Origin of the sequence: Fredinandcohnia onubensis (assembly GCF_002734215.1) — a bacterium.
GTDB lineage: Bacteria > Bacillota > Bacilli > Bacillales > Bacillaceae_L > Ferdinandcohnia > Ferdinandcohnia onubensis.
The window spans coordinates 89,867-112,821 of sequence record NZ_NSEB01000022.1; the positions used below are offsets into that span (position 1 = coordinate 89,867).

Consider the following 22,955-nt stretch of genomic DNA (forward strand, 5'->3'; position numbering starts at 1 on the left):
CCTCTCAAATCTTTGAATGATAATAAAAACTTATACAGTTTTCTACTAAGTTAAATCTATAAAATAACTAGTAAAATGAAAACACCATAACCAAATATCTAAGGAGTTGTACTATGGGAAAAAAAACAAATATTCCTCAAGAATTTCCTGTTAAAACAAGCAGTTTAATTACAAACCGAAACAAGTTTAAAAGAGAAAATGAATCAAAAAGGGAAATATTTTATCAATGGCAAACCGAGATTTTCCCTACCTACCAAGGTGTATATTTTATTTATAACAAACTTGACCAACTACTATATGTCGGTAAAGGAAAAAAGGTAAAAGATCGTTTGGATAAACATTGTACAGATTTTGATTCACACATCAATGACTTTTATGAGCATTTTTACAGAGTTGAAACTATTCCTGTTCCAACCGGTGATTTAGACGTTTTATTTTTTGAAATACTCTACATCAATCAATTTCATCCAATTTTCAACAAAAAAGATGTACTGTTCACAAACCCTAAAAAAAGAAAAGCAAGAAAATCAGATTATCTTGATAATGTAGACCCCATTGTAATAAATAGAACCTCAGCTGAAGATACGATAATGGGACTAGGATTTCCACCAGAAGATGGTCACCTATATAACCTATGGATGGATGTTCAAGATTTAGCCGGCAACAGTCATTCATACTATTCTAGTTCCGGAATGAAAGCATCACTTAAAGTTATCGACCAATGGGTAGAAAGAGAAAAACCACAATTCCTTGAAAACATAATGCATTGTTATGGACTCCCTTCTACTGAAACTGTGGAACAGCAGCTAAAGGACTATGTTAGGTTTGATAATAAAAACATTTTTTCAATGTCATCGGTAGGTTGGGACGCTAAGAGAATGTCATTATACTATTAAGGCAATAAGAACAAGCATAAATTTTGTTGTGATACTTACCAACAACATAGCACAGTAAACTTTAAGTTCGAGTTCCATTTTGTACTAATTTGCAGTTAAATTAATAATTGAAATCATATAAATTTTCAAGAAAAAAGCAAAAGGATTAGTGTATCTTTTGCTTTTTTAATTTGAGTATTTTCTCAACTCTAATTCATTCTTCCACTAACCTGTCCCCTTTACTTCAGTAAGAAAGAGCTATTTTCCTTCTTGAATAATAGCACCTGATAGTGAAAGTATATTTATGCAGAATCACATTCTAAGTTCCAAGTCTATTTATATTTCTTCATTATATAAACTAATTAACTTTTCAACTGTTTTAAATACATCATCTTGGTTTTCTATGGAAGTGAGAGGATTTATCCAATATTTAATTTCTGTGTTGTCATCACTAAATGGTTTAACCGAATATATTTCTTCATAACTATACCTTTCAGATTGGTTATATTCTAAAACGGCATATTTCAGCCACCAGTTTTTGAGCTCTGATTTTGGGTCTTTTATTGGCTGTTGAAAATAAAAAACACCGTTTATAACTAGTGGAGTCATAAGGTCGTACTTTGGGTGGAAAAATTGTATATTTATGGCTGCCAATTTACCAACTATCCCATTTTCTAAATTTGTTTTCTTTACATACGGTCTTAACATAAATTGTGGGAAAAAGGTTCCATTACTATCATATGCTTGATTAATACTTTTACTCGATTCTGTACCAATTGCATTCCCTAATATCGGAACAAATCCCTTGTCTGAAAAATATGTGTCAATATCTTTCAGAATTAGTATGGAATTATCAATCAACTTCCTAACATTATCAATTGATTTTACCATAATTTCATTTTTATCCATTTGTTCCACTCCTATAAGTCCAGTAATTATTTTCAACAAAATTGAGGCCTCTCCAATTTAGTTGTCTCATATTAGTAGTATATTGCCAATTTGTTTCTTCAACTGCATAGAATTGTTCAAATCCACCAAAGCTAATTAGATTTGTTCTTTTAAATAGATTAATAAGATCTATTAATAATAATTTATCTTGTGGCGTACCAACCCAATTCATCCTTAGCACATTAGAAATCCGTTTCCAACAAAGCCAGTAGATATCTTCTTTTTTAAACTTTTCCTCACGAATTGAATTGGAGCTATTTTCAATATCGTCTATTGGAATATATGTATCGTTGGTTAAATAAATTATTTGTATAGCGTTAATATTTTCTTTTTTAATATTTAATAATTTTAAAGTACTTAATCTATATAAGTCTTCAATTTCTCTAGCTAGTTGATCACGATGGTAATTTTTTCTCTCGTCGAATGCAACGGTTTCATCTTCATAACTAGACTTTCCGGAAAAATATTTAGCTTCAATGCATACGATATAGGATTGGTTATTAGAGTCTTTTAGCTGAATCAATACATCTGGTTCACTGTTCTCTAATTTTGGCCAAAAATAATAAATAACTTCTTGAATTTCAATATCTATCGATAATTGCTCATTACTTGCATTTATCGCCTGTTCAAGAATGGATTTCAATATTTGAAGATTTGTTATATAACGCATAGTACCAATTACAGAAGATGTTAATAAATCCTCGCTATTTACTAATTCACTCGGAACTTTACCTTTAAGTATAGCCTGAAGCATTAGATTCACCTCATTTTTAAATACTTGAAGTCTATGACTTTATATTTGTATTGGTTTCAATGTCCGAAACAAAGTTGTTTTTTATCATCAAATCAAGTTCTGTTGAGATTTTACGTTCAGCATAATTCCTTATAGCTCGAATGCGTTCTGGTGAAACATCTAACGTTGTAGCAATTAATGATAATTTCGAGCATTCTTTTTCCACACCATATATTTCGTTTAAAATATATTGTTCCCTATCTGATATAACGTGCTTCATCGTATTGTAAACAAATATAAAACGTCGATATTCATCGGATTCTTTTTCTTTGAATAGATCATAATATGGTTTTCTTCTGTGCATACTGCCTTGAAAATTTGGGCTCTTTGACGAATTAACCATATCCAAATAAAAAATAGCATCATCTTTTGAAATGTTTACAGTTTCCATCCTAATTTTCTCCCTCATAAAGTGCTAAACTTTCTTTCCGCCCAACTTCTTTTAGCATTGTAAATAATTTGTTCCTTGACTGTTAAAGGAAATTCCCCACGTATATCGAGGAATTGGACCATTCACATAATGATAATTAATGACTTTCTTCATATATGATTCCGTTGTCAGTTGTTTCCCTAGTTCAAAAGGAAGCGAGCTTTGACTAGAAATGACCAAATGAATCCTTTTAAAGCTATGTTGATTCCCAAGTTCTACGATTGTATGAAAAATGGTTTCGATATATTCGTACAGCTGTTCTTCATATTTAATTGCATTATGTACAGGTTCTGGAATGGATAAATGAACAAAAGGTGCGTTAAATTGTTGTACCTGTTCCCTTTTTATGAGCATTGTTACACTTATCCCTAGTACGACTTCTTCTGCTCCTGCTAGATTTATATTATCTAAGGGTTGCTGTAATGACAATTTCGGATATTGTTTTTTCTTTCTATACCAACGTTTGGCCTTTTGTAGCTTGTAGTATCTTTGAGCAAAACGATCATATTCAAAAAAATCTGTTGTTGGTTTTCCTTTATATCGATATCCTGCATACATCGTAAGAGGAATCGGAGCATTCCCAGTATACCCCTTTTTCACATCTTTGTTTTCCGCACAAAAGGATTCCATTTTTATGTCAATCAATTCAGTCACATCATCGTATCTCTCTTGACTCATTCCTTTTTTAGCATAATTACTTAAATCGATTTCACGTTCCTTGAATTCAAACTGATTTAGACCAACATCAGCCCTATGTTCTTCAATTCTTCTTTCTTTTACGCCTAACAAATTTAAGATGGTTAATTTGTTTTTAACATAGCGAGACATCCATATTCCAATGACAATCAACACTAATCCGGTACCAAGTTGAACATAGTTGGTATCTAGATCCTCTCCTCTTAAAAAGGAAAAAAGCTCGGCAGAAGTAGTTCCGAAAGAATCTGTTATTAAAGCGAGCCCTGTCGTAATGAAATTAACTGAAAACCCAAATTCAATCTGTCGGTTCTTTGTTTTAATAAATAGAAAAATAACTCCTGCTAACAAAATAACAATTGTAAGTAAATTCCAACTCAATAATCTCAACCATCCTTTTCATTGTTGGGAAATCAAGTACCAAAAACCCAAAACGCATCACCAATTAATTTGATGATGTGTTAGCAATTATATTGTTAATGCATATTGATACTTCGGCTTTGTTCTATTATTGTATTGATACAAATAAACTTCACACCATATATTTGGATTTATTCCTCTGCCTATCTCAATCGCAAGGCCTGCGGGACCGGCATAAAACAGGTGTATTTTCTCATAATCATACTTCTGAAATAATTTCTCTACATCATCTTTAATCTTGCTCTGGATGTTAACGACATCTTCTCTATATAGAATTCTTTTCAAACCAGGATCATCTACCTCAAAAGAAATAAAATCAAAATCATTCTCCAAGGTTTCCTCTACTGATTTCAGTTTTACTATACCGCTTACTGAGACAAGAACTGCTAATTCTTCACTCTCTTTAATTTCCTCTGAGACTATCAATTTTAAATCTTTATTTGTACCAGGGTTATCCGATACCCATAGTTGTGTCTCTCGATTAAATTGGTATATAGAATAGGGAACAGTATCCGTTAATAAAGAACCTAGATGGATTAATAACGGAATAGGAGACAAAGGAAACACTTCTCCTACTTCTGCTTCTTTCTCTTTTATTTTCTGAAGAAATTGGCTGTATAACTCAACGTTTCTTTTTTTACCCTGTTCCCACCCTTCGAGTGTGAAGTCTTCGAATACTGTTTGGTCTTCCACAGCATCCAGAAGGATATACGGAGCCTCACCATCAAATTCGATATCGCTTATAGGACCACCCATTCTTTTATGAATCAAGGCAATACTTTTCTTCTTCTTATCATCTGACCAAGATGCAACCTTCTTCTCGTGGTCCGCTTTCATTTTAAATAATTTTTCAGGTGGGAATTGATCCCGAGTGTGTTCATCATCGATTAATTTAGAATGGTAGTAACACATCAGCATTAAATTCGATATGTCTTCCAAGGTTTCTTGGATGAATCCATATTCCTCCATATATTCGTGCCGAGCGGAATTCTCTGCGTGACCAATTATATGGGCTTTTATCCCAGCATTAGTAAGTTCCCCGGAAGAAGATTCAATCAATCTCTTGTTACAGCCTTCGAATGAACAAACCCCACCACAAGCAACCCACAAATAAGCTTCTTCTACCGTTCTAAGTTGCCTTCTTCTTGGTTTTATTTTTTTAGGTTTTTTTGTACTTGAAGTCAATCTCTTACCTCCTCTTTAGTTCAACTACGGTCGCCTTCTCTCCGTCCCCATACCATACCTTCATTTTATCAATACCTACTATTACGAAGAATAGAGATCCGGATTCGAATCCTACTTTTAATAATCGTTTCCAATCTTTCCTGTCTATAGATGAAGGTACAGGTATTCTTTGAGGGTGGGTGTGCCACTCCCCAAGATAGAAGCAACACCCTTCCTCTCTTTCAAATGCATCATTCATATACTCTTGATGCCCATCAGGTTTTCTACTGAAGCGAGTTCTTTTTCTTTTATCTCTTGGCATTGGTTCAGACACATCATCTATTATGATATTATTGTCTTCCTCTAGTATTCTTCCAATGAGTATTCCACCAGCTTCTGTATCCGACCATCTCACCTGTTTATATTTAAACATTTTTTCTATGGCTTCTGGTCGGATATACAATGTTCTATCATTCGGTAATAAATAAATTTCTTCGTTTCTACTGTCGATGCATATCCACTCCTTAATTGGAACATACTAAACAATTATCATTTTTGTATAGATGTTTCCTCTCATTTAACTCTTCATTGGAAAAAGTGTATCTGATAGTTGTTTTATAACCATTTTCCTTAAAAAGTTCATCCTCACCCTTCCAAGATAACAAGGGGTTCCCCTTTATTTTTCCCATCAACACCTTTATACCTGTCTCCACTGTTAACATAGCTGAACGCTCACTGTCTAAAAAGTTGTAAGGGGTGAATATCGAACCACACCCTGTAATTGTTTTAGAAAAGTCTTGTCCCGGTTGAGCAAAGGCCGAGCGGTTATATATAGGCGATTCCTCATCAGCTTTAAATAAACACAGATAACATCCTTCCTTTTCTCCGTTTAACGTGACTAGGGTATGGCCTCCTATACCGAGCGGTTCAACCCAAGTATAAATTGTTGGTGGTGGGTCAGGAATATCAAACAGTTTCCGGTTAATCCTCATTTCATTGTTAGGAGAACCAATAGCAATAACAATTAAATCAATATCACTTTTGCTTATTTTCACTTCATCCATAACAGAGAAAATGCTTTTCCAGTGAGTTTCAACCTCAGTAAATGGATATTTTCTATTTATCTCCGATTTCACCCCCCATACTTTTGGGCAGTCATAGAAAAGTTCATCGTTAGCAAGAAAAACTTTATCCATCCCAAGCACGTGACGATGAACATTTTCAAACGCCATATCATCAAAATCAACCAATGTTAACTTTTTAACGCCAGCTTTGGCAAAGCGTAAAGCAACTTCACTACCTACAGAACCTACACCAGCGATTAATATGTGTTTATCCTTCAACTTTCGATTCCCACCGGTTCTGTTTAAGAGGTATTCGGGATGCCACCGCTTAATTTTAGCTGGATACAATTCAGTATCTTTAGGTCTCATAACAAATGGATGTATATGCTTCTTTACTTTGGTTTTTTTCTTGAATGAATTTAGGTTAATAACATTCCCATCTATCCCACAGCCGAACAATGAAACATTCCCATTCGAATTGGGTAAACCAACAATCACATACTCAAAAATTGGATGAACATCTTTAGTCGACCTATTCACTATTCGGTTGAACTCTTTTTTATTTTGCCCTGAAAGATTGGAGAAAATATTATCCTTTAATTCTGTAAAACTCCATTCATCATTTAAAGGGGGTAATAAAAAAGTTCCCTCTTTCAAAGGAATGTAAATACATCTATACCTAACTGCTTTGTTTACATCTAAGCCGAAAACAATATTAATAGTTTCATCTAACGATTCTACTTTTTCAGTAGCAACCATAAGATAATTTTTATCTATTTTAGTACTCCATAAATTTAATTCCCTTACCGTTGGTACTGTTGTATCGATATGGGCATATATAGTCAGAGCGGAAGGCCAATAGACTTCAAACTCTTTCACAAAATCATCTTTGTTTTCTCCTTTTACACCAACTTCTATCAACTTTATAACCTTTTCTAAACAGTTTAATAGAATTGAAGCCGGGTGCCTCACATCTATAAGAAGTGATTCACTTCTAGTAAAACACAAGAAACCGCTAGATAACTTGTGAGGAATATCTCCGAACAGGTTATTGCTGTCATAGAACTTTGGTATTTCATTTGGGAAATTTTCGGGGAAACCAACCGTTATTACTGCTAGTTCCCCCAAAATCTCAACTTCTATCTCTGCTAGGCTTGTACACCCCAAATATCTTTTCGAATCTACCTTATCCAATATGTTAAACGAAAAGATAAGTTTTTGATCAATTTCTTCTAATTCTGCTTTGATTAATTCTAGGTTTATTCCCATTAACCCATCTCACTCGCAGACTCAGAACTAGTAATAACAGCAGCGGCCGTAGCTTTTTTTCCTGTTGCGGATTTGGTCGGGATAGGGAAATCATCTCCAAATTGGTTTTGTAATATCTCCGCTGCTTCAGTAGGATCCGTTTTCTCCTTTGCATCTTCCAATGCTTCCAATAGATCTTCTAACTTTTCTTTAAAAGTTTTCATCTGCTTATGAGTCATCTTTTCGAATAACTCTGGTTTCGGATCAACCGGGAGGTAAACTCTTAATCTAGGCATATACTGATATTCCCCATCTACCAAAACAGGCTCATCCACAAAATTAGAAATCATATTAGAAACAATGTTTATCAACGCATCTAAATCTTTGTATGTTACTTTACCATCAAATAGATCTGTTTCTTTTTGAATATTAAGCCAATGATAGACGCAAGAGGTCAAAGCAATACCCGTTGGTTTACCATTAACAGATGTGAACTTAATATCTTTCCATCTCTTGAGATAACGCACAACTCTTCTAAATTGTTTTCGATCATCTTCAATAGTTAAGTTATCTCGTATTTCTTTAATTAGGTCTTTGGGATTTGATTCGTCCCAAGACTTATCCTCTGCATTACTAGTTGGTTTTCCTTTTGCAAGATATACTTTTCCATCACTGTTATTTGCTGCGTAAACTGTAACATCTACGTGGTACCCAGCCGCATAAGTAACAGTTACACAAGGTTTCTTTATCTTTACATCTTTTGTATGTCCTTCTAGAGCATTATAAACCCACATTTTTGCCGGGATTGGATCAACGTCATCTTTAGATATTTCGAAATATAAACCTACATCAATGTCGTAATCATCATCTAGCGGTTTAATTCCAGTATGCATCGCGTACGAACCTTGGTTAAAAACGCTGAATTCATAATCTGTTTGCTCTGATAACTTTTCATTTAGCTTTTTGATAATGATATCTCTTTTGTCTTTTAGAATCTCATTTTCTTCTTTAAGTTTGATATTTTCGTGAAACTTGTTGAACTGAGTTCTACAATCGGCCATATCTATCCCTCCCAATATTTTCTATATATTCACCTAAATTATACCATACACCAGAATGAATGTTCGCATTAAAAATATAATTATACTAAAAATATGCTTGCTTAAATATTTATTTAATAATGTATAATTCCTCAAAGTTAAGAACATCATAATTGTACGACTGGTGTAGCAAATGTAACCTATTGCTTGTAAAGGGCAATTTAGATTGTCATTTGTTAACCTAAAAGATTCCAAAATAGATTTTTGGGATCTTTTTTCGTATTAATCTATACATTTTATAAAATTTTTCTGTTTTTAAAGATTCCAACTTATTTTAGAAAATGAAAAAAAGCAGACCTCTATTAAAGTTACATTGCTGTTTCTCTTAGTAGTCTGCTTTTTCTAGTTAATATATTTTTAAAAAATTCCTAAGATATTTCCTCCGCATTACGGTTAATCATATCAACGATATCCAAAATCCCTTTTGCTTTTGGCAATTCATCTTTAAAGACAACTGTAATACCACCTAATGTGGTGAATGGATCTTGCTGCAATGCTTGGCGTTCAAGAGTACCGTTTTTCACAACATAATCAATGATTAACTCAACAAATTTCGTTTGTTGTAGATTTAAGTTTTCTTGCGATATGAACGTAGAAAATGCTTCAATAGCAGCTTTGCGATCCAAACCAACAATATTACGTACAAGTTTTGTTATTGGGGTATCACCAAAGTCTTTTTCGTATTGTTCTTTTGAACCTAATTCATTCCATAAAATATTCTCTAAATACTCTACATCTTGTTTCGTTAACTCCTTATTGTTACGCAACTTATAAATCGCCAGTGTATCTTCGTGCTGATTCTCTTTTAAATAGTGTTCCACCTTTTTCCGATAGCTTTGAAGATCATTCACATTTAGAATCGATGCGTTTTCTTTCACTACCATTACTTCATCTTTAAAATCTGTATAATAAATTTTTTGTTGTGAGTGTTCAATATAGCGTATTAACCCCCTTAATGCTTCACGAGCTTTTTCCAAATCAGTAATAGAAGCCTCTTGCCAAAACTCATTTGTTCTCACTTCATCAATAATTTCTTTTTGTGCCTCGACTGCTGGAATCGTGCCTAATTTCGAAAGTGCTTCAGCAGTTTCAACAACACGGCGAATTGACTGTGTCGCGTTATTTGATTGTAAGCTAGCTAGTTCAATCGTTAACATTAGTAAGTCGAACCTCTTAGCTAACTCATCATCTTGAATCGGTGTAATTAATGGTGATACATTTTCTTTTATTTCATTCGTTTGAATAACAGATAAAGCTTTCCAGTTATCCGTATTTTGATATTTATGCACAAATTGTAAATATTGACGTACCCGGAAGTTTTGATCATTTAAAGCACGTACATCCGCTAAAATCTCTTTTAATAGTTGCTCACGATATCCTGTATATGGTTCAACTTGGTACTGTACATCTTGAAGCTCTCTTACAATATCCACTTTAGAATTGAATAACTTCTCTGTTAAGGTTTGTGTGATTTTCGCTTCTTCTCCTTTTTCATTAGCACGGAAATACTCAAAGTTACGCAAATAATCAAAAATTAGGAAATACTCTTTATCCATTCCAGGACCGAATAAATCTTTGCATAAACGTGTACCACGACCTATCATCTGCCAGAACTTTGTTTTTGAACGAACCTTTTTAAAGAATACTAAATTCACTACTTCTGGTACATCAATCCCTGTATCTAGCATATCGACAGAAATAGCAATCTGGGGCATTTTATTTTTATCCGAGAAGTCATCAATAAGGTTTTGATAATATTCAACGCTGTAATCAATTACTTCTGCAAAGTTACCACCGAACTCAGGGAATTTTACATCAAAGCGTTCTTTAATCGCTATTGCGTGTTTATGATTCTTCGCAAAAATAATAGTTTTGCCTAATTTATCTCCACCTTCTACTTTAATACCGTTTTCCATTAAATCTTGCAAAACGTGATCAATTGTATTTTTATTAAAAACAAAATTATTAATAGCTGAACTATCAATATCTTTTACGTTTGGCTCGTCTTCGAAAATTTCATCAAACTCTTCTTGTTGCTCTTTCGATAAATCATCATAACGAATTCCATCATCCAAAATCTTTAATGTTGTCTCACGTGTACGATAATCTACTAAAAACTTGTCTTCTACCGCTTTAGCAAGCTCATATGAAAAGGTTGGTACACCATTTTCTAAATCAAAAATAGTATAGGTATTCTTGTCTAATTCATCTTTTGGTGTTGCAGTTAAACCAACTAACATTCCATCAAAGTAATCAAAAATACTTTTATACTTTTGATAAATGGATCGGTGCGATTCATCAATAATAATTAAATCGAAATGACCAACTGTAAATAAACGATTACCATCTTTTCTTTTCACTTCATCAATCGCATTCATCATCGTTGGATACGTTGAAAATACCATACGTGCTTCTTCAGGATTAGACTTTTTCTCTAGCATATTACACAACGATAAATTTGGTAATAGCGTGTTAAAGTTACGAAATGCTTGCTTCACAAGTGATTTTCGGTCAGCCAAAAACAAAACATTTTTAATCCAATAATGATTGGTTAACACATCTACTAATGAAATTGCTGTACGTGTTTTCCCGCTACCAGTTGCCATCACAAGCAAGGCTTTACGCTGATTATGACTAAATGCATCACACACAGCTAGAATAGCTTCTTTTTGATAGTAACGGTTTGTAATTTCTTCGTTAATTTCAATATTTGATAATGGTTTCTTCAACTTTCGACGATCAACGATTAGTTGCAACTCGTCTTGTGTATAAAAACCGGATGTACGACGTGCTGAATAATCGTCGTGCCAAATATATGTTTCAAAGCCATTTGTATAGTAAATAACTGGTCGAATTTGTTGTGCTTCCTCAATACTATCTGCATATAATTTTGCTTGTTGACGACCAACTTTAGCGTCCCTTGAAGTGCGTTTTGCTTCAACAACAGCTAACACTTTGCCGTTAGTTCCAAGCAATACATAATCAACAAACCCTTCTCCTGTTTTGTTTGGCATTCCTTGCACAGGATATTCAACTATTACATTTTTGCCAATTTCCCAGCCAGCCATTTTTAAATCTAAATCAATGTAACGCTTACGTGTTTCAATCTCAGAAATTTCATCGACTTGGAAACTGTAATCCTCTTGCTGTGCTTGACGATTAGCTGTTAACTTCAAACGAAGTTCTTCATTTTGTTTACGTAAATCTTCTAATGATTTATCTTTAGCACTTAACTTTTCATATAAATCGTTAAGCTCTTCAGGGCGTTCACGTTTATACTCTGATGAATAAAGCAATGATTCATCAAAATCCGTTGCTGTATATTCCTCTGAATAGCAATAATCAATCCACGAAATAAACTGATGTAAATTATGTAAAGATAAAACAGCATCATCACGTGTAATCGCTATATTCGTATGTACAGCAGCATTCCCCAACTTCACAATATATTTCAACATCGGCAATAGTTCTTCATCAATGATACCAAGGAAATGACGATCGTGAATCAAGCTTGATAGATTATCTTGATATGGAATTTTCACAGCATTATCAAATTGATATACCCATTTTACTGCGAGTTCCAGTGCCCGTCGTGTTAATATAGCACACGTAGCTGGACTAACTTGCATTGCTTTCTCTGCTTCCGTACAAGCAGTTGCAAAGTTACTAAACGTCCTTTTATCCTGTAAGAATCCAAAGTTCGACATTTCTTCATCTCCTTTGTGAATAATTTTCATTATCTGCTATTGGATTAATTCACCTCTAAAAGCTTTTTGAAGTAATGAATTATATAACATTTCCAATTCTTCTAGAGAGTCCATTAACTTAGCTTTTTTCAAATCAATGATATCTTTCCTTCTTTTAAATTCATTTTGAAGATTCTCATTAGGAAGTCTTAATCTTATTTTATTTAATCCATCACGACTAATTGTATATTGGCCAGCAGAAGTTTTAATGTTTTTTTGAATTTCTGAAATCCCTAGGTTACTATTTAAGAGATAGGATAAATATTCTACATTAACATTTGCTACTGCAACTCTAATAATATGATCATTGAAGAATACTGGTTCACCATAACCTTTAAATACAGCACTTCTTCCTACATACTTTGGATTACCATTAACACGGACTACTAATAAATCCTGCTCATTTAATTCATAGGTTTCCCTTTCTTTTTCCTTTAAATAAATTCTATTAACAGTGTCAAAATTCACTTCATTATTTTTAACATTTTTTAATTTTAATACAATTTGGCCATTTTCATCTTCTCCACGTCTAGACATACCGTTTTGAGTACTTACTATCAAGTCCTCAAGTGAAATTGGTCTTAAATCGTTCTTTAAGGTTTCATAAAAATACGAATCAATTAATTCATCTAATGCTAAGATTTGAGATTGGCGTTTATTAATTAAATTTTTAGCTAAATTTAATATATTGACGATTTTAGATTGTCTATAAGAATCGGGAATGAAAATACTTAAATTATCTATGTGTTCATTCTTTATATTTTTAATATTTGCACCATTAATCTGACTTTGAATAGTTTTTCTAAACTTAGATGTATTAAAGAAATGTGCTAAATAATCTGCTTGAATTTTTATTGGACGAATAACCTTACAAAATGCACCAAAAGTGTATTTACCATTAATATTAAACGATGCTGATTTTCCTATTGCTTTTAAACTACCACTAGAAGCAGCCATTAAAATATCACCCATTTGTAATAACTGTTCTTCTTTAACTAACGATTCTTCAACATATAAGACATTTTCAAAATCTAAATTTCCTTCCAAAATATTAGTTGCCCTTAATAATGGAATGTATCCTTCTTTCGCCTCATCAATTACTTGATGAGGTTTATAAGAAATCCCTCTTATTTGTTTAATGAATTTTTTCAACTTCTGTTGGTTATTTTTCATTATTCATCACCTTGTAGTAGCATTTCTTTTAAGCTTGTTATATCTTTTAAGATTTCTTGTTCCATTAGTTCAATACTATTAATTATTTCAATTGGTAATTTATATTCAATTTCCTCATACTCAATCTCTTTATACCTATTAATTGATAAATCATATCCTTGCTCACGAATTTCATCTAGTGACACAAAGAATGATTGTTCCGTACGCAGACGTTCTGTTTCACCTTCTAAATTACCAAAACGGGAAATAATGTCATCAATATCATTTTTTTCAATTGGTGTACGATTATCGTTCAGTGTAAAGCCATCCGATTTCATATCATAGAACCACACACTATCAGTTCCACCAGTACCTGTTTTAGTGAAAATCATAATTCCCGTCGATACCCCAGAATAAGGCTTAAATACACCACTTGGCATTGAAATAATTGCCTCTAGTTTGTTGTTTTCTATGATTTCTTTGCGAATTGCTTTATTTGCTTTGGTGCTACCAAATAATACACCATCTGGTACTATTACTGCTGCACGTCCTCCAGGTTTTAAAATACGTAAGAAAAGAGATAAGAAAAGTAATTCGGTTTTCTTTGTTTTCTCTATTTTCAATAAGTCATTCGATACAGATTCATAATCAAGAGATCCTGTAAATGGTGGATTTGCCAGTATTAACGTATATTTTTCAATATCCTTATTGTCTTCTGATAAAGAATCACGATACTCAATATTTGGTGCATCAACACCGTGTAGCATCATATTCATTGCACCAATTCGTAGCATTGTTGTATCCATATCATTTCCATAAAACATAGTGTTATGGAAATGTTCCTTTAATCCTTGGACAAGGAATAAATCTGAATAGTTTTTGCGTAAATATTCACTTGCTGATACCAAGAAGCCAGCTGAACCCATTGCAGGATCAATAATTACATCTTCCGGTGTTGGTCTCATTAATTCCACCATCATATTAATGATGTGACGTGGTGTACGGAATTGACCATTTGTACCGGATGTTTGTAACTTTGATAATAAATACTCATAAATATCTCCTTGTGTATCACGGTCTTCCATTGGGATGCTATCAAGTGCTGTTACAACTTTTTGAAGTGTGGCCGGCTTATTAATAAGGAACGAAGCGTCTTTCATATATTTTGAGAATGCGGAATCCTCTTTACCACCTAATGTTTTAATGAATGGGAAAATTGTATTTACCATTACTAGATGCATTTCTTCCGATGGTAATTGCTTAAATTGTGTCCATCGCATTTTCGGCCAATGCTCTTTTTGAAGTTCATTAAAATCATCTGGCATTTTAGAAAAAATTCCTTTATACTCTAAACCTAAAAAAGTAGCTTCGTTTTCTTTACGTAATTCACTTTCATCTAAACCTTTAATGAATAGTAAATATGTTAATTGTTCGATATTTGTTAATGGGTTTGTATTTCCTTCTGTCCAAAGGGTTGTCCAAATCCCATCAATTTTATTTTTAATTTCACCTGTAATCATTAAAATTCCTCCTTTATTTGAAAATCCCTAGCCTCTACATAAGTGTAAAGGCCTTATTGATTCCCATTGCTTCATATACTTCAAGCTTAAGTTTCTTTTGACGTGCTTCTAGGCGTGCCAATTCTTCATTAATTTTACGTTGTTCAACCTCGAATGTTTCAACAACTTTTCTCTGTTCGTCTAATGGTACAAACGGAACAGGTAGCTCTTTTAAATCCTTCATTGATAAAGTCATAATAGTGGTACCTGTAGTATGTTTATCGAAGTAGAATTGTGCTATCGGTGATTCTAAGTATAATAGTAAAAATTTCGGGTCCAGCAACTCACTACAGCGAATGCCAGCAAAGTTTTGAGACAATAAAACATCATCACGATCACTTGTAAATAACGCAGCTTTACGATTGACGCCACGAACAGATAATAAAACATCCCCTTGTTGAATGCGGTTATTATCGATTTTAGCATTGTTCTTAATAGAATAACGTGTTACTCCTTCTAAAATTACCTCACCATCTTGAATATCAGAAATTTTTAATACTGCGTATTCTCCGCTTTCATTCTCATCTTTTGCTGAGGCATTATATCCACGGTAAAAATCAACTAAATCTGATAATGGCTTCGTTAAGACGTTATTAATTGCATCGATATCAATTGAGACAGTTCCAAATTCACTGACTTGTGTTTCAGTTTTATAAATATAGTTACTTGGTGTCAATTGTGCTAATTTAATTTCATCCTTTGTAATAAAACGGCTAATCTCTTCGACTTCTTTACCCGTAGAGATTATATCATTAATCAAATCAATTTTTTCCTCACTTAAAATAACATCACGTCTATTAAATGTTTCACCTAAATCTTCGGCGTTTACCATTAAAATTTTACCTTTACGTGATTCCGGTTTATTTTTATTGCAAAGTAAAAGCACCGTTTTAATACTTGTGTACGGTTGTAGTAATGATGGTAAAGAAACGACTGCTTCTATTACATCAAAGTCAATCAAACGTTGACGGATATCTTTTTCAGGACCACCTCTAAATAAAACACCCATAGGTAATAAGAAAGCGGCTTTCCCATCTTCTTTCGTTGCACTTAAACCACAGCTTAAAAATGTTAAATCACCTTGGGAACGTGGAGGAATTCCATAAACAAATCGGTTAAATGGATCATATTTCATATCAATTTGTTGTTCTTCTGTTAAACGAAGTCCAAATGGTGGAGCCATAAACACTCTATCAAATTGAACAAGTTTATTCCCTTCTACATAGGCTGGACTTTTTATTAAATCGTCTACTACAACTTTTGCTTCAATGTCATTTAAGAATAGTCTTAAACGTAATACAGTTGCAGCCGTAGAGTTGATTTCTTGTAGAGCTAAACGGATATTTGGAACCTCTTTGGCTAACATCATTGCAGTTTGACCAAATCCTGCTGTTCCATCGTGGAAAGTGATATATTTAGAATTCTGATCTATTAAATATTTTGTTGAAATCTTATTAATACTTTGTGGTGTCAAGAATAAATTTCGACTTTCCATTCCTACTGATTCGATTAATCCATCAAAAACTTCTCCTAATAATTTACTTTTTATATTCTGTTCGACGTATAGAAGGACATCTATTAAAGCATTTATGTACTTTGCGGAAAAAGTATTTTTAAACACTTCTATCATTAAATTTTTAAAATATTCTTCAATTGGTAAGTCAATAATCATCTTTTCCACTTTTTCAAAAATATTTTGACTTTGGATTACCTTCGAAAATTCTGAACTATTTTGTTTTGCTACAGCTAGAATTGTACCTGTTGTAAGTAAAGCTGTTTCCGGATTGTTAAAAACACCATTTGTAAAATTTGTTGTTCTAATTACTTCGTATACTTCTTTAGCACCTTTTGTTTTCTCCTCCAAATTTATCTCCTCCCAGAGTAGGTTCCTTATTCCGTTAATATAAATATAATACAAAAACTTAGTATAGTCAATACTAAGTTTTTGTATTATATTTATAACCTTCGTGGATATTATATAAGATTTAATAATTACAGTAAAGAATTATCTATAAGTTGAGCATTAATATTATGAGATTTATGAACAACTCCAGCCCATTAAAATACTAGTCCTAATAAAATACAGAATCCAATTATGCAATTCTAAAAAACTAGGATCAGTCTTATTGTTTTCATATATTGATAAAAAAATTTTAACTTTTTTTTGCAAAACCTTGTTTTTAGAAAAAGTTAAAGAATATAATCCGTTTGAAAATTTTAAAGCAAGAAATTTGGAAATAACTTAATCAATAAATTAGTACTTACATATAAGAATCAGTATTGAGTTTTAGTTACATCCATTTTTCGAACATATATCACTAAAACGAGGAGAGAGATTTACTTGAAAGTTATACGTTGCTATTCATCACAGAAAAATGCACTTAATGCAAGAACTATTATCCAAGATTTATTAGTTTCGGAGTTAGAAAGAATGATAGATCAACCCTCTAAAGAAAAAAATCTATTAGATAAGAATAAACAGTTAGGAAGTGAATGTGCTTGAGAAATACAGAGCAAGATTTTCCATTAGCGAGATTAAATCATAACCACTTTACAGAAAAATTAGTAAGGCTTCAGGAAGAAGGCTACTTATCTCCGTTCCTACTGCAGCAATTTCTCGCTTATAAATCTGGGAGGATGAACAATGAAAGAACAAAACATTAAGTCTTTCCCTGGTCAGGAGAAAGGAATTATCCAAATACTTATTAAGCAAACAGATAAAGAAGAATCTGTTCAACTAAGATTTGATTTAATATTTGACTGATTAGGAATCAAGAAATAGTTAATTATCTTGCTTAACCGTATAAAACACACCTCATTCCGTCAAAGATGAAAAGCGGAGGTGTGTTTATGCGGAAGAAAATTAATATTCAAATGAATTCAGAGCTAAACCCTGTAGCAGATACTTGGATGCAGCATTTAATCCAACGAATTATTGTTGAGCAATTAGATGTTCATCCAAGGCTTCAGGCGAAGTTACTTTATCAAGAAATTGTAAAGGAAAGAAGCAATAATGGTTCAAACAATTAAAACTAAAAACAAGTATAAGGTCTTTTTTCGGAGAGTGAGCACCACTAACCAGGATTTATCTATGCAGGAATCAGCTGATTCTATGTATCGTAAAAAATACATTCCTGGTGAGATTTTAATATTCAATGAGGATGGAGTTTCTGCTAACAAACTTGATATTGAGCATCGGCCACAAATGAAAAAACTAATCAACTTAATTATTAATAATCAAGTTGATATTGTCTATGCCTTTGACCGCTCAAGATTGTTCCGGGACTTTTATGAGTCAAATTATTTTGTTTCTCTGTGTAAAAAACATAATGTAAAAATTTTCTTTACATCAGCTGGGAATGGTCATCAACAGGCAACAGATAGCACACTTCTTGAAGGCGTAATGAACATTGTAAGTGATGTTGAGGGAAAAAACATTGCTAGGCGAACTGAAGAAGCAAGAAAAAGATATCCACCTCGTAAGCTTGGGTACATAAAACAAAAAGAAAACAAGCAGTACACTAAGGATCCTAGTAAAAAGGATGCTTTACTCCAATTCTTTACTGTAATCAAAAAGGTTACAACACACACTGAGTTGGAAAAAACCCTAAACGAGTATAAAAAAATCCTTAAAACTACTACAAATCAACTAATAAAAATTGCTAAGGATCCTTTTTATGCAGGATATGACTTGACTACAGGGAAGAACAAACTTTCACACGTAGAACCTTATCTAAGTTATGAGGGATTCAAAGAGTTACAAGCTCATAATACCTTGCTATTAACATATCAAGAGATTGAACGCTCTTTAAGGAATCAAGATATTTACAATGTGAGTTGTGGCATTTGTAGGGAGCCAATGAAATTTCATATGAATATCCCAGCTGAAAAAGCCTGGTACTCGTGCTCACGAAAACACTCAAAAACTCTAATAGGAACTGAAGATTTATCTCTTATTATTAATAAGTTGCTAGAGAAAATCATTGAGCACCTAAATACAGAACTACTACTTAAAGATTCTAAGCACTTCTTCCATTTAATTCGCAAAAATGTTGATGCAGAACTGAAATCATTGGAAGTAAAAAAAAATAAATTGTTGGAGAAAATCATTTTTGAAACTGATGATCTTACTAGTTGGAAAGAGAAACCTCACTATGTTGATTTAACTAAATTAGAGAACATACAAAAGGATTTCCTTAACCAAATAGAAGAAAAGGAGTACCTTTTGTTAGAAAATGAGAGCTTAGTAAAACTAGTGAAAGATTATTTGCAAAAATGCAGGCAAACAAGCCCCTTTTTTCTAACGTCTATGCTTATTCGAACATTATTTGTTTATCCGAATGAGGTAAACATAGAAGTTAGCAAATTTGACTATCTCCAAGATTTTCAGTCCCAATACATTATAAAAGGAGATGATTTACATTGAAGTTAGCATTTGCTTATATTCGCCGTTCTTCGTATAAGCAACAAGAAAATAACAGTGTCGAGATCCAGAAACAGCATATTCAAGAATTCGCTAAACGAAATCAAATCTTTGTTCCTGACGAACTGATTTACATCGAAGACGTTACAAGTGCTTATTCCAAACGTGCAGCCCAAAGAAAACAATTAATGAAACTAGGGGAAAAAATGGTTGAAATGAATATACCCACTGTTATTTTTCACGATATTTCCCGAATGGATCGTACAGGTTATTCATTCACTATTGACTTTTATCGCCCAATGCTAGAAAAGCTGCCGGAACTAGAAGTCTACACAACTGATTCGAATAAACCAATTGATCCAGATGACACTAGTATCAAAATGAATTTTTTGTTATTCCAACACGAATCTGAAGTGAAATCTGAACGTGCTGTAGGTAACTTAACTACTGATTTAGAAAGCGAAGAAACATTTAGACCTGGATCACAAACACCTTTTGGATATAACCAAGTTAACAAACAACTCGAACCTAACGAAAATGCCGAAGTAGTATCCTTTATTTTTTATCTCTCTAGCTGGGGTAAATCTTTACAAAGAATAGCCTCAATCTTAAATGAAGCGGAAATTCCTTCACCTAAAGGCGGTATCTGGCGTTCAAGTACAGTTGAAAACATACTCAAAAACCCTGTTTATACAGGTAAATTGATCTGGGAAGTACATAAAAGAAAAGATGATGGGCGGAAGCAATTCACCTTTGAAAAATCACATCCGCCTATCATTAACAACTTCCTTCTTCAATTAATTAAACAAAACATCCATCTGCAAAAAACTTTCGGTCGTATTGATACACCTTTTTTATTTTTAAATAAAGTGAAATGTAGAGATTGCAATCAGTTGTTAAGTACACATAATGGTTCTACTAAACGAAATGGCGTCAAGTACAATTATCACTTCTATGTATGTAAAGCTTGTGAATATAAAGTTGACATTAAAGAAGTTCATAACAGGTTTATTCCTGAAATTTTAAATCGTGTTATGGAATTGATTTCAACCAAACAGATTGTACCAAAGACATTGACCTTTATAAACGAAATGTTAATCGAAGTTGAACAAAGTATTGAGTCAAAAAATAAACTCTTACAAAAACTCGAAGAAAAATTAATTATAGCAAGAGATCTCGAAGACCGGGAACTTGAGCTTAAAATACTCGAATTTATTCAACAATACAAAGATTCTTTAAGAGAATACACGATTTGCAAAGAAAATTTAAAGACAACTTATAAACTTGTAGAAATGGACCAGTTCTTTTCCAGATTTAATGAAATACTAGATCATCAATTAGGACTAGATGAGAAAAGACTCATCATCCTGTATTTTGTAGACTACCTTGTTTTCTCTGCTGACCAGGAGCCGCAACTACATTTAAAATCGAATATCTTCTCCGATCTGATTAATTCACCAATGGATGAAGTATCGAAATACAATAGTTGATTGTTGGACAAAGAACCGAACATTAAGCTAATCGGACATTCGCCAACATAGTTTAAATTCAGAACCCCCTACAGTGTGGGGCTTCATTCGAGGCTTGTTCGGTACTTTGTCCAGATTGGTATACCATTCTGGAAGGATTACCGAAAAATTATTATCAGTATGGACGGAATACCGAAAAATATACATCATAAAAAAACAAATGAGGAGAATTTTCAATGAATATAAATGCAACCCAATTAAGACCAGTGAATATGGTCAATACTATACCTATAAACCCACCAACATCTCATTACTATACTACTTTTGGTGGTGAACGTGTTTTGAGATGTGCAGTATATGCCCGTGTTTCCACAGAGATGGATTCACAAAAAACGTCTATAGATAATCAGATTGACTTATTTAGACAATACGCTGCCCAAAAAAACTGGGAGATTGTTGAGATTTATACTGACAAACAATCAGGAACAAAAGGAAATAGGCCCGGTTTAAAAGCATTAATTGAAGATGGAAAAGCTGGAATGTTTGACGTGATACTAGCTAAAGAACTATCCAGACTAGCCCGTAATGGAAGATTATCGTATGAACTACGAGATATCTGCCTGATAAATAATATTCATATTGTCTGTCTTGATAATTCGATTAATACAATTACCGGGGACGTGCAAAACTTTGGTCTTTTTGCTTGGCTGTATGAAAATGAGTCAGCCACTAGCAGTCGTAGAAATAAGGCAGCCAAACGTACAAAAGCTAATAGAGGATTATTTGTAGGATCTAATCCACCTTATGGATATTATTCTGACAACGGTAAGCTCAAAATTCGTGAAGATAACACTACGGAAATCGTTCGACGAATTTTTAGAGAATACTTGGATGGAAAAGGAATGGATTCAATTGCAAAAAGTTTCACAGCAGAAAAAATCCCTACTCCTTCACAAATTGCTAATAAGTCTAACGCATCACCTTTATGGCACGCTTCTACGATTAAGAATATCTTAACCAATCAACATTACTGTGGTGACCTTGTTCAAAACAGAACTGAAACTATTTCAGTAACAACAACAAAACGAAGAAATCTTGATGTAGAACAAGCTACGATCCAAGAAAACACTCACGAGCCTATTATCTCAAAGGAGACTTTTCAGGCCGTAAAAAAAATGCTTCAAAGCCGAACACGTACAACTACTGCTCCAAAAAGTCACTTATTTACGAATGTTTTGTTCTGCGAAAATTGCCAAAAAGGAATGTGGTACAAGGCGAATCAGAAAGGGTATAGATGCGGAGGAAGTATAAAGTACGGTGATACTTTCTGTTCTAATAGAATAGTTATCCGGGAGAAAGAACTAAAACACATTATCCTAGAAGATTTACAGGAGTTGTTCAGATCTATTCAAGATGACGAATTTATGATGAGCTTGCAAAAAAGATTGAATCAAAAGAAGGTTTCGATAACCAACGAGTTAACAAAAATAGAAAATAAGGCAAAAAGATTACGTTCAAGAAAGAAAGATTACCTTGATATGTATGCTGACGAAATTATTTCACGGGAAGAACTTGTAGAATATCGAAAGCAAATAGACCAGGAAGTAGCTGAACTCGAAAAGACAAAGAATGAGTATCAAGAAAAGCTAGAAGAGTGCGAAAGTGAGAACTATGCTATTGATTTAGGTAAGAAGCTTAAAGAAGTTTCAATTCTAAATGATTTAACTCCTCAAGTCTTGCACTCATTGGTGAATAAAGTAACCTGTAGTATTGAAGGTAATCTACGTATACATTACAACTTCTTAAATCCTTTCGAAGAACAAGAATAGGCAACGCCCCACAATAAAGTGTACCCCTTGTAAAGGACATTT

Annotated in this window: 18 protein-coding genes; 6 read left to right on the forward strand and 12 right to left on the reverse strand. The window is 33.1% G+C overall.

The genetic code is table 11. The features are described 5' to 3' along the window. Positions 1-113: 113 nt before the first annotated feature. On the forward strand, positions 114-896 hold the full coding sequence (locus CKK03_RS21200) for a GIY-YIG nuclease family protein (RefSeq protein WP_099364489.1): 783 nt from the start codon (positions 114-116) through the stop codon (positions 894-896). A gap of 315 nt (positions 897-1,211) precedes the next feature. Here CKK03_RS21200 and CKK03_RS21205 read toward each other — a convergent pair whose 3' ends face one another. From CKK03_RS21205 to CKK03_RS21260, 12 genes are all read right to left on the reverse strand, one after another. Then, positions 1,212-1,784, reverse strand: a complete 573-nt coding sequence (locus tag CKK03_RS21205) for a hypothetical protein (RefSeq protein WP_099364490.1) — start codon at positions 1,782-1,784, stop codon at positions 1,212-1,214. Continuing rightward, the gene (locus tag CKK03_RS21210; RefSeq protein WP_099364491.1) at positions 1,777-2,577 is read right to left on the reverse strand and encodes a hypothetical protein; all 801 of its coding nucleotides are present in this window, start codon (positions 2,575-2,577) and stop codon (positions 1,777-1,779) included. The genes CKK03_RS21205 and CKK03_RS21210 overlap by 8 nt, the downstream gene beginning before the upstream one ends. 31 nt (positions 2,578-2,608) lie before the next feature. Continuing rightward, entirely contained in the window at positions 2,609-3,007 is a 399-nt protein-coding gene (locus tag CKK03_RS21215; RefSeq protein ID WP_099364492.1) for a hypothetical protein, read from the reverse strand. 51 nt (positions 3,008-3,058) lie between these two features. Next, complete coding sequence (locus CKK03_RS21220) at positions 3,059-4,120, reverse strand: SAVED domain-containing protein (RefSeq protein ID WP_099364493.1); 1,062 nt, start codon at positions 4,118-4,120, stop codon at positions 3,059-3,061. 87 nt (positions 4,121-4,207) lie between these two features. After that, complete coding sequence (locus CKK03_RS21225; RefSeq protein WP_099364494.1) at positions 4,208-5,344, reverse strand: SAVED domain-containing protein; 1,137 nt, start codon at positions 5,342-5,344, stop codon at positions 4,208-4,210. A 4-nt stretch (positions 5,345-5,348) separates the two neighbouring features. Beyond that, the gene (locus CKK03_RS21230; RefSeq protein ID WP_099364495.1) at positions 5,349-5,756 is read right to left on the reverse strand and encodes a Mov34/MPN/PAD-1 family protein; all 408 of its coding nucleotides are present in this window, start codon (positions 5,754-5,756) and stop codon (positions 5,349-5,351) included. A gap of 91 nt (positions 5,757-5,847) precedes the next feature. Beyond that, positions 5,848-7,656 carry a ThiF family adenylyltransferase gene (locus tag CKK03_RS21235; protein WP_099364496.1) on the reverse strand — a complete coding sequence of 603 codons (1,809 nt, stop codon included), beginning with the start codon at positions 7,654-7,656 and terminating at the stop codon, positions 5,848-5,850. Next, positions 7,656-8,696 (reverse strand): nucleotidyltransferase domain-containing protein, encoded by a 1,041-nt coding sequence (locus CKK03_RS21240; protein ID WP_099364497.1) that lies wholly within the window; start codon positions 8,694-8,696, stop codon positions 7,656-7,658. The genes CKK03_RS21235 and CKK03_RS21240 overlap by 1 nt, the downstream gene beginning before the upstream one ends. Positions 8,697-9,103: 407 nt before the next feature. Continuing rightward, positions 9,104-12,442 (reverse strand): DEAD/DEAH box helicase family protein, encoded by a 3,339-nt coding sequence (locus tag CKK03_RS21245; protein ID WP_099364498.1) that lies wholly within the window; start codon positions 12,440-12,442, stop codon positions 9,104-9,106. 36 nt (positions 12,443-12,478) lie between these two features. Next, a complete protein-coding gene (locus CKK03_RS21250) occupies positions 12,479-13,654 on the reverse strand; it encodes a restriction endonuclease subunit S (protein WP_099364499.1) in 1,176 nt (391 codons plus the stop codon). Beyond that, a complete protein-coding gene (locus CKK03_RS21255; RefSeq protein WP_099364500.1) occupies positions 13,654-15,153 on the reverse strand; it encodes a type I restriction-modification system subunit M in 1,500 nt (499 codons plus the stop codon). The genes CKK03_RS21250 and CKK03_RS21255 overlap by 1 nt, the downstream gene beginning before the upstream one ends. 34 nt (positions 15,154-15,187) lie before the next feature. Next, positions 15,188-17,056 (reverse strand): N-6 DNA methylase, encoded by a 1,869-nt coding sequence (locus CKK03_RS21260; protein WP_099364501.1) that lies wholly within the window; start codon positions 17,054-17,056, stop codon positions 15,188-15,190. Between the two features lie 477 nt (positions 17,057-17,533). Between CKK03_RS21260 and CKK03_RS23880 the strand changes: the two genes are divergently transcribed. The 5 genes from CKK03_RS23880 to CKK03_RS21280 all read left to right on the forward strand — a co-directional run bounded on the left by CKK03_RS23880 (position 17,534) and on the right by CKK03_RS21280 (position 22,913). Continuing rightward, entirely contained in the window at positions 17,534-17,695 is a 162-nt protein-coding gene (locus tag CKK03_RS23880) for a hypothetical protein (protein WP_180271349.1), read from the forward strand. Positions 17,696-18,042: 347 nt separating this feature from the next. Next, on the forward strand, positions 18,043-18,222 hold the full coding sequence (locus tag CKK03_RS21265) for a hypothetical protein (RefSeq protein ID WP_099364502.1): 180 nt from the start codon (positions 18,043-18,045) through the stop codon (positions 18,220-18,222). Continuing rightward, positions 18,206-19,618 (forward strand): recombinase family protein, encoded by a 1,413-nt coding sequence (locus CKK03_RS21270; RefSeq protein WP_099364503.1) that lies wholly within the window; start codon positions 18,206-18,208, stop codon positions 19,616-19,618. The genes CKK03_RS21265 and CKK03_RS21270 overlap by 17 nt, the downstream gene beginning before the upstream one ends. Beyond that, on the forward strand, positions 19,615-21,105 hold the full coding sequence (locus CKK03_RS21275) for a recombinase family protein (RefSeq protein WP_099364504.1): 1,491 nt from the start codon (positions 19,615-19,617) through the stop codon (positions 21,103-21,105). The genes CKK03_RS21270 and CKK03_RS21275 overlap by 4 nt, the downstream gene beginning before the upstream one ends. Positions 21,106-21,320: 215 nt before the next feature. Further along, the gene (locus CKK03_RS21280; RefSeq protein ID WP_099364505.1) at positions 21,321-22,913 is read left to right on the forward strand and encodes a recombinase family protein; all 1,593 of its coding nucleotides are present in this window, start codon (positions 21,321-21,323) and stop codon (positions 22,911-22,913) included. Positions 22,914-22,955 lie beyond the last annotated feature (42 nt).

Coding starts and splice junctions, on each gene's coding strand:
- CKK03_RS21205 (WP_099364490.1), bottom strand. CDS start 1,784: ATGGATAAAAATGAAATTATGGTAAAATCAATTGATAATGTTAGGAAG.
- CKK03_RS21280 (WP_099364505.1), top strand. CDS start 21,321: ATGAATATAAATGCAACCCAATTAAGACCAGTGAATATGGTCAATACT.
- CKK03_RS21235 (WP_099364496.1), bottom strand. CDS start 7,656: ATGGGAATAAACCTAGAATTAATCAAAGCAGAATTAGAAGAAATTGAT.
- CKK03_RS21250 (WP_099364499.1), bottom strand. CDS start 13,654: ATGAAAAATAACCAACAGAAGTTGAAAAAATTCATTAAACAAATAAGA.
- CKK03_RS21245 (WP_099364498.1), bottom strand. CDS start 12,442: ATGTCGAACTTTGGATTCTTACAGGATAAAAGGACGTTTAGTAACTTT.
- CKK03_RS21200 (WP_099364489.1), top strand. CDS start 114: ATGGGAAAAAAAACAAATATTCCTCAAGAATTTCCTGTTAAAACAAGC.
- CKK03_RS21255 (WP_099364500.1), bottom strand. CDS start 15,153: ATGATTACAGGTGAAATTAAAAATAAAATTGATGGGATTTGGACAACC.
- CKK03_RS21270 (WP_099364503.1), top strand. CDS start 18,206: ATGGTTCAAACAATTAAAACTAAAAACAAGTATAAGGTCTTTTTTCGG.
- CKK03_RS21240 (WP_099364497.1), bottom strand. CDS start 8,696: ATGGCCGATTGTAGAACTCAGTTCAACAAGTTTCACGAAAATATCAAA.
- CKK03_RS21210 (WP_099364491.1), bottom strand. CDS start 2,577: ATGCTTCAGGCTATACTTAAAGGTAAAGTTCCGAGTGAATTAGTAAAT.
- CKK03_RS21265 (WP_099364502.1), top strand. CDS start 18,043: ATGCGGAAGAAAATTAATATTCAAATGAATTCAGAGCTAAACCCTGTA.
- CKK03_RS21215 (WP_099364492.1), bottom strand. CDS start 3,007: ATGGAAACTGTAAACATTTCAAAAGATGATGCTATTTTTTATTTGGAT.
- CKK03_RS21230 (WP_099364495.1), bottom strand. CDS start 5,756: ATGTTTAAATATAAACAGGTGAGATGGTCGGATACAGAAGCTGGTGGA.